This is a genomic window from Allorhizobium sp. nf9_anc (assembly GCF_056323085.1).
Window position 1 is genome coordinate 4,345,001 of sequence record NZ_CM150481.1, and the last position, 13,506, is coordinate 4,358,506.

General features: G+C 59.5%; 10 protein-coding genes, 1 tRNA gene and 2 rRNA genes (1 of these 13 running past the window's edge). 8 read left to right on the forward strand and 5 right to left on the reverse strand.

Going from position 1 to position 13,506, the window contains the following annotated elements; translation table 11 throughout:
* The 4 genes from AC02Y0_RS21145 to AC02Y0_RS21160 all read left to right on the forward strand — a co-directional run.
* Positions 1-2,042 (forward strand): 23S ribosomal RNA (locus tag AC02Y0_RS21145) (it extends 758 nt beyond the left edge of the window).
* A 112-nt stretch (positions 2,043-2,154) separates the two neighbouring features.
* A 5S ribosomal RNA gene (rrf, locus tag AC02Y0_RS21150) occupies positions 2,155-2,269 on the forward strand.
* A 156-nt stretch (positions 2,270-2,425) separates the two neighbouring features.
* Positions 2,426-2,502 (forward strand) — tRNA-Met (locus AC02Y0_RS21155).
* A 289-nt stretch (positions 2,503-2,791) separates the two neighbouring features.
* A complete protein-coding gene (locus tag AC02Y0_RS21160; protein WP_476379581.1) occupies positions 2,792-4,330 on the forward strand; it encodes an IS3 family transposase in 1,539 nt (512 codons plus the stop codon).
* Positions 4,331-4,803: 473 nt separating this feature from the next.
* Here the strand turns inward: AC02Y0_RS21160 and AC02Y0_RS21165 are convergent, their stop codons facing one another.
* Positions 4,804-5,994 (reverse strand): thiolase family protein, encoded by a 1,191-nt coding sequence (locus AC02Y0_RS21165; protein WP_476381046.1) that lies wholly within the window; start codon positions 5,992-5,994, stop codon positions 4,804-4,806.
* Entirely contained in the window at positions 5,981-6,529 is a 549-nt protein-coding gene (locus AC02Y0_RS21170) for a PaaI family thioesterase (RefSeq protein ID WP_476381048.1), read from the reverse strand. The genes AC02Y0_RS21165 and AC02Y0_RS21170 overlap by 14 nt, the downstream gene beginning before the upstream one ends.
* A gap of 45 nt (positions 6,530-6,574) precedes the next feature.
* On the opposite strand from AC02Y0_RS21170, the gene AC02Y0_RS21175 reads away from it, so the two are divergent.
* Positions 6,575-7,009 carry a MarR family winged helix-turn-helix transcriptional regulator gene (locus AC02Y0_RS21175; protein WP_476381049.1) on the forward strand — a complete coding sequence of 145 codons (435 nt, stop codon included), beginning with the start codon at positions 6,575-6,577 and terminating at the stop codon, positions 7,007-7,009.
* 67 nt (positions 7,010-7,076) lie between these two features.
* On the opposite strand, the gene AC02Y0_RS21180 is transcribed toward AC02Y0_RS21175, so the two are convergent.
* From AC02Y0_RS21180 to AC02Y0_RS21190, 3 genes are read right to left on the reverse strand one after another with little or no spacing between them, the layout of a single operon-like run.
* On the reverse strand, positions 7,077-8,489 hold the full coding sequence (locus tag AC02Y0_RS21180) for an aminotransferase (RefSeq protein ID WP_476381051.1): 1,413 nt from the start codon (positions 8,487-8,489) through the stop codon (positions 7,077-7,079).
* Positions 8,486-9,202 (reverse strand): aspartate/glutamate racemase family protein, encoded by a 717-nt coding sequence (locus AC02Y0_RS21185; protein WP_476381053.1) that lies wholly within the window; start codon positions 9,200-9,202, stop codon positions 8,486-8,488. The genes AC02Y0_RS21180 and AC02Y0_RS21185 overlap by 4 nt, the downstream gene beginning before the upstream one ends.
* Positions 9,195-10,118 (reverse strand): 3-hydroxyacyl-CoA dehydrogenase NAD-binding domain-containing protein, encoded by a 924-nt coding sequence (locus AC02Y0_RS21190; protein ID WP_476381055.1) that lies wholly within the window; start codon positions 10,116-10,118, stop codon positions 9,195-9,197. Before AC02Y0_RS21190 ends, AC02Y0_RS21185 begins: the two co-directional genes overlap by 8 nt.
* 200 nt (positions 10,119-10,318) lie before the next feature.
* Here AC02Y0_RS21190 and AC02Y0_RS21195 point away from each other — a divergent pair, with 200 nt between their 5' ends.
* From AC02Y0_RS21195 to AC02Y0_RS21205, 3 genes are all read left to right on the forward strand, one after another.
* Positions 10,319-11,761, forward strand: coding sequence for an aldehyde dehydrogenase family protein (locus AC02Y0_RS21195; protein ID WP_476381057.1), 1,443 nt, complete (start codon positions 10,319-10,321; stop codon positions 11,759-11,761).
* 107 nt (positions 11,762-11,868) lie between these two features.
* Complete coding sequence (locus AC02Y0_RS21200; RefSeq protein WP_476381059.1) at positions 11,869-12,564, forward strand: GntR family transcriptional regulator; 696 nt, start codon at positions 11,869-11,871, stop codon at positions 12,562-12,564.
* 137 nt (positions 12,565-12,701) lie between these two features.
* The gene (locus tag AC02Y0_RS21205; RefSeq protein ID WP_476381060.1) at positions 12,702-13,457 is read left to right on the forward strand and encodes an SDR family NAD(P)-dependent oxidoreductase; all 756 of its coding nucleotides are present in this window, start codon (positions 12,702-12,704) and stop codon (positions 13,455-13,457) included.
* The last annotated feature ends 49 nt before the right edge of the window (positions 13,458-13,506 follow it).

Below are 13,506 nucleotides of genomic sequence, written 5' to 3' on the forward strand. Positions count from 1 at the left end.
CAACTGGAGGGCCGAACCCGCATCTGTTGCAATAGATTGGGATGACTTGTGGCTAGGGGTGAAAGGCCAATCAAACTCGGAGATAGCTGGTTCTCCGCGAAATCTATTTAGGTAGAGCGTCGACCGAATACCCCAGGGGGTAGAGCACTGGATGGGCTATGGGGACTCACCGTCTTACTGATCCTAACCAAACTCCGAATACCTGGGAGTACTAGTCGGCAGACACACGGCGGGTGCTAACGTCCGTCGTGAAGAGGGCAACAACCCTGACCTCCAGCTAAGGTCCCCAAGTCATGGCTAAGTGGGAAAGGATGTGAGGATCCCAAAACAACCAGGATGTTGGCTTAGAAGCAGCCATCATTTAAAGAAAGCGTAACAGCTCACTGGTCTAAATAAGGGTCTTTGCGCCGAAAATGTAACGGGGCTAAAGCCATGCACCGAAGCTGAGGATGTGGATTTATCCACGTGGTAGCGGAGCGTTCCGTAAGCCTGTGAAGGGGTACCCGTGAGGGGCCCTGGAGGTATCGGAAGTGCGAATGTTGACATGAGTAACGATAAAGGGGGTGAGAGACCCCCTCGCCGAAAGACCAAGGGTTCCTGCTTAAAGTTAATCTGAGCAGGGTTAGCCGGCCCCTAAGATGAGGCAGAAATGCGTAGTCGATGGGAACCACGTTAATATTCGTGGGCCTGGTGGTAGTGACGGATTGCGTAACTCGTTCAGACTTATTGGATTGTCTGGGCGGGGAAGCGGTTCCAGGAAATAGCTCCACCGTACAGACCGTACCCGAAACCGACACAGGTGGTCAGGTAGAGTATACCAAGGCGCTTGAGAGAACTATGTTGAAGGAACTCGGCAAATTGCACGCGTAACTTCGGAAGAAGCGTGACCCCTTTGTACGCAAGTATGATGGGGTGGCACAGACCAGGGGGTAGCGACTGTTTATCAAAAACACAGGGCTCTGCGAAGTCGCAAGACGACGTATAGGGTCTGACGCCTGCCCGGTGCTGGAAGGTTAAGAGGAGAGGTGCAAGCTTTGAATCGAAGCCCCAGTAAACGGCGGCCGTAACTATAACGGTCCTAAGGTAGCGAAATTCCTTGTCGGGTAAGTTCCGACCTGCACGAATGGCGTAACGACTTCCCCGCTGTCTCCAACATAGACTCAGTGAAATTGAATTCCCCGTGAAGATGCGGGGTTCCTGCGGTCAGACGGAAAGACCCCGTGCACCTTTACTATAGCTTTACACTGGCATTCGTGTCGGCATGTGTAGGATAGGTGGTAGGCTTTGAAGCAGGGACGCCAGTTTCTGTGGAGCCATCCTTGAAATACCACCCTTATCGTCATGGATGTCTAACCGCGGTCCGTCATCCGGATCCGGGACAGTGTATGGTGGGTAGTTTGACTGGGGCGGTCGCCTCCGAAAGAGTAACGGAGGCGCGCGATGGTGGGCTCAGACCGGTCGGAAATCGGTCGTCGAGTGCAATGGCATAAGCCCGCCTGACTGCGAGACTGACAAGTCGAGCAGAGACGAAAGTCGGTCATAGTGATCCGGTGGTCCCGTGTGGAAGGGCCATCGCTCAACGGATAAAAGGTACGCCGGGGATAACAGGCTGATGACCCCCAAGAGTCCATATCGACGGGGTTGTTTGGCACCTCGATGTCGGCTCATCGCATCCTGGGGCTGGAGCAGGTCCCAAGGGTTTGGCTGTTCGCCAATTAAAGCGGTACGTGAGCTGGGTTCAGAACGTCGTGAGACAGTTCGGTCCCTATCTGCCGTGGGTGTAGGAATATTGACAGGATCTGTCCCTAGTACGAGAGGACCGGGATGGACATATCTCTGGTGGACCTGTTGTCGTGCCAACGGCATAGCAGGGTAGCTATATATGGAATGGATAACCGCTGAAGGCATCTAAGCGGGAAACCAACCTGAAAACGAGTATTCCCTATCAGGGCCGTGGAAGACTACCACGTTGATAGGACGGGTGTGGAAGCTCAGTAATGAGTGAAGCTTACCGTTACTAATAGCCCGATTGGCTTGATCGTTCTCATTGACCATGCTCATCGGCCCGGACAAATCCGGGCGATGATGCCAAATACGTGTTCATGTAAAAGAGGTTCGCCTCACCAGCTTCTCAACAACATTGCCCTTAGCCGACCTGGTGGTCATGGCGGGGTGGCTGCACCCGTTCCCATTCCGAACACGGCCGTGAAACGCCCCAGCGCCAATGGTACTTCGTCTCAAGACGCGGGAGAGTAGGTCGCTGCCAGGTCTGCTAATGGCAATGTTGTCGGGTTTTGCGAAAGCAAAGACCAAAATCTTCTCGATCACAGCATCGGCCCAAGCCGAAACAACGGGCCGCATCAAGCGGCCCTTTTTGCTTGGTGGAACCTCTTAAGCGTTACAACTTCAGTTGTTGCGCTCTTGGCGCGGGGTGGAGCAGCCCGGTAGCTCGTCAGGCTCATAACCTGAAGGCCGCAGGTTCAAATCCTGCCCCCGCAACCACCGAAACTTGAATCTGCTGCCATTCAAGTCGTTTCCTTGAAAGCTCCTCAGCGTAACCCGCGAGGAGCTTTTGTTTTTTGTCCTCTGTGTCGAGTTCACCGGACAGCTGACGCGCCAGCACATCCTGATCCACCATTGCCTTGAACTTTGCTTCCATCACTTGCGCTATCTCCATGGCAGCGAGGATCGACGCAATGCGACCATGCACTGTTGATTTCCATTGAGAGCTGACCCGGCGCAGCCAGATAGGGGATGCGGACGAAAACTTGGACCACCAAGGAGGTAGTTCATGTATTCCTATTCAGACAGACTTCGAGCAGTGGAGCTCTACATACGGCTGGGCAAGCGCCTCAACCCGACCCTTCGTCAGCTGGGATATCCCACAAAGAATGCGCTGAAGGGTTGGTACCGCGAGTACGTCGAGAATCTCGATCTGCGTATGCAGCCGGTAGCGCGAGCGCCAAAGTATTCCGAGGCACAGAAACAGGCGGCACTTGAGCACTTTCGCACCCATGATCGTTGCATCTCTGCGACGATGAGGGCGCTTGGCTATCCCGGACGAGGAACTCTGACCGCCTGGGTCCGAGAGGCCTTTCCGGAAACGCAAACATCAATGGTTGGTCGATCGTGGCATCCTGGCTATTGCGAGGAGGTCCGGCAAGCCGGCGTCATCGGACTATGCTGTGGAGATGAAACCGCTCAACAGTTAGCTGATCGGCTAGGCGTCTCAAGGCCGACATTGTACAGCTGGAAAGACCAGCTACTCGGTCATGAGGCTCCTTCATCCATGAAACGCCGCAAAGCCAACTCCAAAAAGCCAGAACGTGAGGAACTCGAGCGACAGCTTGAAGCTCTCCAGCGTGATGTCCGCCAGTTGCAACTCGAGCATGACCTCCTGAAGAAAGCCAACGAACTGTTAAAAAAAGGCCTGGGCGTCGATCTGCAGATCCTGAGCAATCGGGAAAAGACACAGCTGATTGACGCCCTTAAAGATAGCTATCGCCTGCCAGAACTCCTCGCCCAGCTGCAAATTGCCCGGAGCTCCTACTTTTACCACCGCACACGGATATGTCTGGCAGATAAGTATGCCGCCATCCGGCACAGCCTTGCGAAAATATTCGAAGCAAACCGTCGTTGCTATGGTTATCGCCGATTGCAGGCGTCGCTTGCCAGGCAAAGCGTGACAATCTCGGAGAAGGTTGTGCAGCGCTTGATGAAGCAGGAGCAGTTGGTCGTTGCCAGGCCGCGTCGACGGCGTTTTGGATCATATCTGGGAGAAATCAGCCCGGCGCCCGAGAACCTGATCAATCGCGACTTCCATGCAAAAGCACCGAACGTGAAATGGCTGACAGACATCACCGAGTTCCAGATCCCAGCTGGGAAGGTGTACCTCTCGCCGATCATCGACTGCTTCGACGGTATGGTCATAAGTTGGTCGATTGGGACGCAGCCAGATGCAGGCCTGGTCAACACAATGCTGGATGCCGCCATTGAGACCGTGACCAAAGGAGAGGAGCGGCCAATCGTCCATTCCGATCGTGGAGCCCATTATCGCTGGCCCGGCTGGCTGACACGGATCAGCAACGCGCAGATGGTTCGCTCGATGTCCCGCAAGGGCTGCTCACAAGACAACGCTGCGTGCGAAGGCTTCTTCGGCCGGTTGAAAACGGAACTCTTTTATCCACGGGATTGGAAGGCCATCACAATCGAACAGTTCGTCGCCGAGGTGGATGCTTACATCCGCTGGTACAACGAGAAGCGCATCAAGATATCACTGGGATCACTCAGCCCGGTCGAATATCGCAACAGCCTCGGCCTGAGCATTTAGAACAGTCCAACTTTTTGTCCGCACCCCCGCCGGGTCAGCTCTCAGTGGAAATCAACAGACAGAACCATGCGACATGTCGCGCCAACCCAGAATGCCATCGCAGATCGCGAAAATGATTGTGGCAGGCCGACTTCCTCGGGTGTGCAGGAGAACGCACTTAAGCAAAGGTTCTTTGCAGATGGCGGTTAACGTCAGGAATATCTGCTCAGTACGAAACAGCAGTGCCGTCACTGGCGTTCTGCTAGCGATCTCCGGGTTTGCCGACAGTTGGCAGCAAGGTCTCAAGCGACAATGCCATGATCCAGTCGTTGCTTTGGGAGGCGCCGACCTAGGCAAATCAACACGATGAGGCCGAGATTTGTCGAAACCGGTGCGTGCCCAATCGACCTAGCGGCCTCGGCAAACTCTTTTCGATCGCCGGACCTAGGGTTTCAGCACACGCGAAGTGCTATGCATCCTGGGAGCAAGTGTTCCTAGAATGCCTCCAACGCCAGCGCGATGCCTTGACCACCGCCAATGCAGAGCGTCACAATTCCTCGTTTCAGCCCATCGCGCTGCATCGAATGCAGCAGTCTCGTGGTCAAGACGGCACCTGTCGCTCCGATCGCATGTCCATGTGCAATCGAGCCACCCTCCACATTGACGATGTCTTCGGGCAGGCTCAGCGCACGCAGGCAGGCCAGGGTGACTGCGGCAAAGGCCTCGTTGATCTCAAACCGGTCGACCGATGAACGCTGCCAACCGGCGCGCGCAAGCGCAATCTCGACAGCGGGAACAGGACCGAGACCAAACATCCCGGGTTCGACTGCCGCGACCCCGAAGGATACGAGGCGTGCCATAGGACGCATACCCTTGCTCTCGGCATAATCCCGGTCTGCGACGATCATGGCCGCAGCGCCACTGTTCAAGCCCGGTGCATTGCCGGCCGTGATGGTTCCGTCCGATCTGAACGCGGGCTTCAATCTCGACAGAGACTCCAGCGTCGTATCGGGTCTGTTGGCTTCGTCCTTGTCGAAGATCCTCGTGCCCTTGCGCTCGACGATGTCGATCGGTGCGATCTCGGCGGCGAACCTGCCTTCCGCTTGAGCAGCAGAGAAGTGTTGCTGGGAGCGAGCCGCCCAGCGATCCTGGTCTTCGCGCGAGATCTTGTGTTCCGATACGAGGTCCTCGGTGTGCCAGCCCGAATGTTTGCCGCTGAATGCGTCTGTCAGCCCGTCCGAGAGCACGGTATCCGTCATGACCGCGTCACCCATGCGGTTGCCCCAGCGGCCGCCTGCTGCGAGGTAGGGAGCCTGATCCATGTTCTCCATGCCGCCAGCGACAACGGCCTTGGCGAAACCTGCCGTGATCTCCAGCGCGGCGCTGGCAATGGCCTGTGCGCCAGATCCACAGACACGGTTGACGGTCAGCGCCGGCACGTTCACCGGCAGGCCGCCGCCGATGGCCGCCTGTCTCGCCGGGTTCATCTTGGCGCCTGCCTGGATGACCTGGCCCATGATGGCCAAGTCGATCGCCTGGGGGCCGGATTCGAGGCCGCTGCTAGACAGGGTTTCGCGTATCGCCAGGGCGCCCAAGGTCGTTGCGGGCATGTCTTTCAATGCGCCGCCGAAGGTGCCGATCGCAGTGCGTACAGGCGCGCAGAGGACGATCTCAGAGCTTGCCATTCTTGGCCCCCTGGTGCTGGAAAATCAGGCAGGTCGTGGTGGCGTGGGCATAGAGCTTGCCATCCGGTCCGACGATCCGGCCTTCGGCGGTAGCGACCTGTCGACCCAAATGGATCACCTCGCCTTCGGCACGAACGAGCTGGATCTGGTCCGTCAGAGGGCGGACATAGTTCACCTTCAGTTCGAGGGTGGTGTAGCCCTGGCCTCGCTCAAGCGTCGAATGGATGGCGCAGCCGACGGCGGAGTCCAGAAGTGTGGCGATCCAGCCGCCGTGAATGCCGCCGAGCGGGTTGTAGTGCTTCTTCGACGGTCGCCCCTGGAAGACGGCTTTTCCCGTTTCCATGTGGATGGGCAAGAAGTCGAGCGTCTCCCCGATCGGGGGTGGCGGAAGCTCTCCGGCAAAGATCGCCTCAAGGGTTTCCAGTCCGGAGCCCTCTGCGAGCTTTTCGAGGGGCATGACACCGGCTGGCGTCATTTTCGAGCGCACCGCCTCCTCTTCCCGGGTCCATGCCGCAATCGTCTCATCCATGCGCATCGCGAAATCCTTGCATATACAAATATCACTGTTAAGCTAGAGGGCATGGCAGAATTGGTCAAGACTGAACAATGTACAAACCTCGCGCTCAGAAAGCTGACGCGGGCGGTCAGTCGTCACTACGATCGACATCTCTCTGCGGTGACGCTGAAGACCACCCAGTATACGCTTCTGTCGCATGTCGTGGTGCTGGGGCCCGTGGGGCTTGGCAAGCTGGCGCGGCTGATGGAGATGGATGCGTCAACACTGACGCGCAACATGCGACCCCTGCTTGACCAGAAGCTCATCAGTCTCTCCCCTGGACGCGATGCCCGCAGCCGCTCCGTCGAGATGACCGTGGAGGGCAGGGCGAGATGGGCATTGGCCTACGAGGCCTGGCGGGAGGCGCAACTGAGCCTGCACCGCAAGCTCGGCGCAGAGCGGGTGCTGGATCTGCATGCCATCCTCGGCGACAGCCTCACGGCCCTGAACGCGAGGTGACCGCCCAGTCGTTTCCCCTCATGCGCCCCGCAGAGCGCAGCGGTAAGACCGATGCAGGCTAGTCCGGTCAACCGCTCTTAGCCATTGTCTTCAGTTCGGCCTCTGCAGCTGTCAGTGCGGCCACGTAGCGTTTGACGGCCTCATCGATCTGTTCGGTCGTGATCGACAGGGGCGGCGAAAAGGAGTTTACCGGCAGGAAGGGCAGGGCGCGGGTTAGGACGCCTTGCTGGGTGGCATGCCGGGCGACCACCCGGTGCGGTGCCATGCCTTTGGCGAACGGCCGTTTTGTTGCCTTGTCGGCGACGAACTCGATGCCGGCCATGAGGCCCTGGCCCCTGATGTCGCCGATGAAGGGATGGTCTGCCAGTGCCTGTTTCAGCGATCGCAGGAGGTGCGGCCCGACAGTGGCTGCATTGTCGACGAGGCCTTCCCCTTCGATGAGATCGAGGTTGGCAAGAGCGACCGCTGCGCCGACCGGATGGCCGGAATAGGTGAAGCCGTGCATGAAGGCGCCGGTTTCAGCCGATGTCTCCACAAGGACAGACCAGATCCGGTCGGAAATGATGGATGCCGACATCGGGAAATAGGCGCTGGTCAGGCCCTTGGCCAGCGAGACGATATCGGGGCGCAGCTTGTAGGCGCCTGTGCCGAACCATTCTCCCAGCCGTCCGAAGCCGGTGATCACTTCATCGACAATAAGCAGAATGTCATGACGATCCAGAACCGCCTGGACACGTTCGAAATATCCCTTCGGCGGCAGGAAGACGCCGCCGGTGCCCATGACAGGTTCGGCGATGAAGGCGGCAATTGTCTCTGCGCCCTCGCGTTCGATCATGGTCTCCAACTCGCCGATCAGTCGGTTGGTATAGTCCTCCTCGGTTTCGCCGGGCAGACCAAAGGTGAAATAATGGGGACAGCTGGTGTGCAGGACGCCGTCAACGGGCAGATCGAAGGCTTTGTGATAGGCCTCGATCCCGGTCAGGCTGCCAGAGGCATATGTGACACCATGATAGCCGCCCATGCGCGAGATGATCTTCTTCTTCGCGGGTCTGCCGCGCAGATTGTTGTAGTAGCGGACGAGCTTGAAGGCCGTGTCGTTGGCATCCGAGCCCGATGTGCCGAAGAAGACCCGAGCCATGTGCGGCGCATCGGCACGTTCGCGAAACAGCGAGAGCAACCGGTCCGCCAGACGGATCGAAGGTTCCGAGGCCGCGCCGCCGAACAGGTGCTGGAAGCTCAAATCGCGCATGGCTTGCGCAGCGGCGTCTGCCAGTTCGGTGCGCCCATAGCCGACATTCACGCACCAGAGGCCCGCGCCCATGTCGATCAGTCGTTTGCCTTCCGACGAGATCAGTTCGACGCCTAAGCCGGACTGATAGATCTGCGGTCCGTTGGTCTGCTGGTCGTGGATGGAGGTGACGGGGTGGAAGAGGCTCGCCCTGTCCATGTCGCGGAGGGTGTAATTGGGCTGAATGGTCATGATGAGGTCCCAGATCTGAGAGGGGCGCGGGGCGAAGTGGTCAGGTTCTTGAGGGCTGCGACCGCGCTTGATGGCGTGGTGAGAACAGGTGCTTCGATGCGGTCGCGCACGGCATCTGCGGCGCGCGCCAGAGAGAACTGTCCGAGAACGAGGGCGTCCAGGGCAGGCAGTCGTCGGCAGGCTTCCGCGGCGAGGCGATCATGTTCGCTACCATTGCCCGACTTGAGAGCCGCGAGGGCTCCCTCAACGAGCAAGGGCACGACCTCGATTGCCTGTCCCCGTTCAGACGCCATTGCCAGAAGTTCGTCCCGGAGCGATAAGAATGAGGGTCCGAATGTGACGGCAAGGCCGATCCGGCTCCCGAGATCGAGTGCCTGTTCGAAAGCGGCTTCGTTCGGGCGCAGGACTGGGATCGGGATCTGGTTCTTGATCGCGTCGATCGCCGGTCCGAAGGCGGAACAGGTGAAGAGCAGTGCTCGCGTCTCGCCCGCCTCACCCTTCGAAGCCGCAGCATAGTCCGCCAGTTTCCGGATGCGGTCGGCGATCCCGTCCTCAAGCCTTTGCCCTGCTGCAAGATCGGCGGACAGCGACGTGTCGAGCAGGTCGAAAACATACGCTTCCGGCCAGAGGCTGCGAAAGGCCTGATGCGCCGGGAGAACGGATTCCGTCAGCGCATGGATGAGCGCAATTCTCGTTCTGTTGTCTTTAGTCATGTCCACCCCTGCCGGCCTTCCGGGCCTTCTGCAGCTGGATCAGCAGCCGGTCCCGCTCGTTTTCCAGCTCGGGGATCGTTCGGCCTGCCGCCTCGCGCTCGATGCCTTCGATCAGGCGTTCGCACAGCTCAGGCGTCAGTTCGGGCGTGCCGAGTGACTGCCAACGCTTCACCTGGCTTGGGCCGAGATGCGAGAGATAGTGGCGGATACCGCCCGGTCCGCCGCCGAGGTGGTAGGCCATGTGGGCGCCCGTCACGGACCAGCGAAGGCCCGGGCCGTCGCGCATGGCGGTATCGATGTCCTCGACGTCGGCAATGCCCTCCGCGACGATGTTGACCGCTTCGCGCCACAGGGCCGAGGCCAGTCGATTGGCGATATGGCCGACGGCTTCCTTTTTCAGGCGGACCGGACTGCGGCCAAGGTCGCGATAAAGCGCCTCTGCACGGGCAAGCACCGTTTCGTCCACACCGTAGATCTCCACGAGCGGAATGAGATGCGGCGGATTGAATGGGTGCGCCGTGATAAAACGCTCGGGCGTCTTCAGCGTGCCGCTGAGGGATGACCATGTCAGAGCCGATGTGCTGGACGCGACGATCGCCTGCGGGTCGGCTGCTGCTTCGATCTGCGCGTACAAAGCCTGCTTGAGCGGGATCTGCTCTGGTGCGTTTTCCTGGATCAGGGTCGCGCCTGCGATGGCTTCTTCCAGCGATTGCGTCACCCGCAGCCTCGCCGTCGATACAGGCCAGCCGTGGAGCTCGTGGAGGTGCGAGAGGGGGCGGGTGACGCGCTCCGGTAATGAGATGCGGCTTGCTTCGTTCGGATCCCAGGCGGTGACCTCCCAGCCACGCGCCAACCCCAGGGCCGCCCAGCTTTCGCCGATCAGCCCGCAACCAATGACAGCGAGATGGGTTGTCATGTGCACCTCTTCGGAAGATTTTTGCTTTTATGCGATTTGCGATCGCAAAATAGGCTAGAAGTTCACGAAACTTTCGTCAATACTGCCAATCAGAGATGCAAAGCGTCGACCGACTGGGTTGTGGCAAACGGTCGTCGCCAGATATCGACAGAGACACCCCTCATGGCCATGCACGCCGTTTTCATTCTGGGAAGAGCAACATGAATACCCTTCAGTTCTACATTGGTGGCGCCTGGGTCGAGCCGAACTCGACCGATGTGATGGACATCATCAATCCGGCGACCGGAGCAGCCTGCGGCAAGCTGGCACTCGGCAATCGCACTGACGTCGATTTGGCGGTTGCAGCAGCGGCCCATGCCTTCGATAGCTGGAGCGCAACCACACCCGCCGAACGCAAGGTGGTACTTCACCGGGTCGTTGAGGTTTATCGCCGGCGCCGTGACGAGATTGCAGATGCCATCATGATCGAAATGGGGGCTCCAAAGGCGTTGGCACGCGGCCCGCAGGCCGGCTCCGGGCTCGGCCATCTCGAAGATTTCATCCGCGCGATGGACGATGTGCACTGGGAGCGGTCGCTGTTTCCCGGTGATACCTCGAACCGGATCGTCATGGAAGCGAAGGGCGTTGCAGCGCTGATCACGCCGTGGAACTGGCCGATGAACCAGGTGACGTTGAAGGTCGGTGCGGCGCTGGCGGCCGGCTGCACCATGGTGCTGAAGCCTTCTGAATTCGCGCCGCTATCGGCGGCACTCTTCGCCGAGGTTCTGGATGAGGCTGGCGTGCCGGCCGGCGTGTTCAATCTCATTCATGGTACGGGCGTGGCTGTTGGCGAACGGCTTTCCAGCCATCCCGATGTTGCCGTCATCTCGCTGACCGGCTCCACGCGCGCGGGCGTCGCCGTCAGCAAGGCCGCAGCAGAAACCGTAAAGCGGGTGGGCCTGGAGCTCGGCGGCAAAGGTGCCGACATCATTTTTGAAGACTGCGATTTCGTGGCAGCGGCCGAAGCGACCGCCCGCCACATGTTCCGCAATTCCGGCCAGTCCTGCAATGCGCCCTCGCGCATGCTAGTCCAGCGCAGCGTCTATGATCAGGCCGTGGATGCTGCCGCGCGCGTGGCAAACGAAGTCCGCGTCGGCGATCCGACAAGCGAGAGCAGCGAGATGGGACCGGTCGTCAATGCCGGACAGTTTGGCCGCATTCGCGGGCTCATCGAGGCCGGGATCAAGGAAGGTGCGAAGCTTGCAGCCGGGGGTGTCGATCTGCCGGCGGGAGTCGATGGCGGTTATTTCATTCGCCCGACCGTCTTTGCCGATGTGCATAACGGCATGACGGTCGCACGCGAGGAGATCTTTGGACCTGTCCTTGCCATCCTGCCTTTCGATACCGAGGAAGAGGCGATCGCGATTGCCAATGACAGCGTCTATGGACTTGCCGCCTATCTGTGGACGAATGATGCGGAGAAAGCCCGCCGCATCAGCCGCAAACTGCGCGCCGGCATGGTGCGTCTGAACGGGACGGATCTGCCATACGGTGCCCCCTTCGGTGGCTTTGGCCAATCCGGTATCGGCCGTGAGGGTGGCGTCTGGGGTATCGAGGAATATCTTGAGGTGAAGGCGATCAGTGGCTGGCCGGATGCGGCATGATATGCCCCTGTTGTCCGCCGGTCTTCGGTGATATCGGGGTATATTCACGCGGATTAACCTCTCCGGGCTTTTTGAGGCCCGGATCAGACGCATCGAGACTGAAGTAAATGGCGAAATCACCGGTAATCATCGGGCTTGGTACAGTCGACCTAACGCCGTTGCACGAGATCGTCTATCAGCGGCTGAACAAGGCCCTGATGGCAGGTCAGATCAAGCCGGGGCAGAAGCTGACATCCCGCAAGCTGGCCAAGGAACTCGGGACCAGTGACATGCCTGTCCGGGCGGCTCTCACCAAGCTCCAGGCTCTCAGGGCGCTCGAGCAGTTGCCGAATGGCTCGCATGTTTTGCCGCCGATGACCCGCGAGAGATTTGCCGATCTGATGCAGAGCCGCCTCATCTGCGAGCCGGCTCTGACCGAAATTGCGGCGCGTCAGATGAAGGCTATCGACCTCCGGGCGATCCGCAAGGAGGCCGCCGCCCTGACGCAGTCGGCGCGCGACCAGGACATCGACAGCTATCTGCTCCACAATTACGAGTTCAAGTTCAGCATCTATCGGGCCGCCGGCTCCGACAGCATGCTGTTCCTGATCGAGACGATGTGGCTGCAGGTCGGGCCTTTCCTGCGACAGTTCGGTGGGCGTTTCGGTGGCAACCTCTCCGGCATTCTCGACATCGACTATCATGAAGAAGTCGTGGAGGCGCTGGCTCGCGGAGACGGCAAGGTCGCGGCGGAATTGATGCACAAGGACATTTCCGAGGGCTTTGCCTTCCTGTCGGAGCATGCCGACTTTGCTGATGCCTGAGGTCTGACGAGCCCATTTGATATCGAATCTTCAAGCGCCGGCGACGGCGCTTTTTTTTCGTCTCGACGGGCTCTTGCTCTCTTGAAAAATGCGATCGCAGATCGTAAAAATCGTTTGATCAAATTAAGGAGCCGGCGATGCTTAATGCCAAGACCTGTGTTGTGACCGGCGCCACTTCGGGCATTGGGGCGGCAACTGCCGTGGAACTTGCGGCCCGTGGGGCTTGCGTCGTTCTCGTCGGCAGAAATGCGCAGCGCGGTCTGGCTGTGGCGACCGGCATCGAAGCCTCCGGTGGCCGCGCGGTCTTCGTCGAGGCTGATCTTGCGGATCGAACGGCACCGGATCGGATCGTGGAACAGAGCCTGCAGCACTTCGGACGGATCGACGTGCTGGTGAACAATGCCGGCATGCTGATCAACGGGACGGTGGAGGAGATCAGCGATGCGGACTGGGATCGGATCATGGATATCAATCTCGCCTCCGCCATGCGCATGTCGCGTGCCGTCATTCGTCCCATGAGCGAGGCGAAGAAGGGGGCGATCATCAATGTGGCGTCGGACTGGGCGCTGATGGGTGCGCGGGGTGCTCTTGCCTACTGCGTTTCCAAGGCCGCGCTCACGCAGCTCACCCGTTGCATGGCTCTGGATCACGTCCCTGATGGTATCCGTGTGAATGCCGTCTGCCCGACCGATACTGATACGCCGATGCTTGATCTCGCCTTCGAGGGTGACGGCCGAGACTGGAAGCTCGAGAAGCTCGCGGCCACCATCCCCATGGGGCGTGTTGCGCGTGTCGACGAGGTCGCCAAGGTCATCGCCTTCTTGGCCTCCGACGATGCCAGCTTCATGACCGGCGCCCTTGTCCCCGTCGATGGCGGAACGTCAGCACAATAAGCCGGAGGTTCCGCCGGGCTCACGGGCTCGATCGAATGCTGTCAACGAA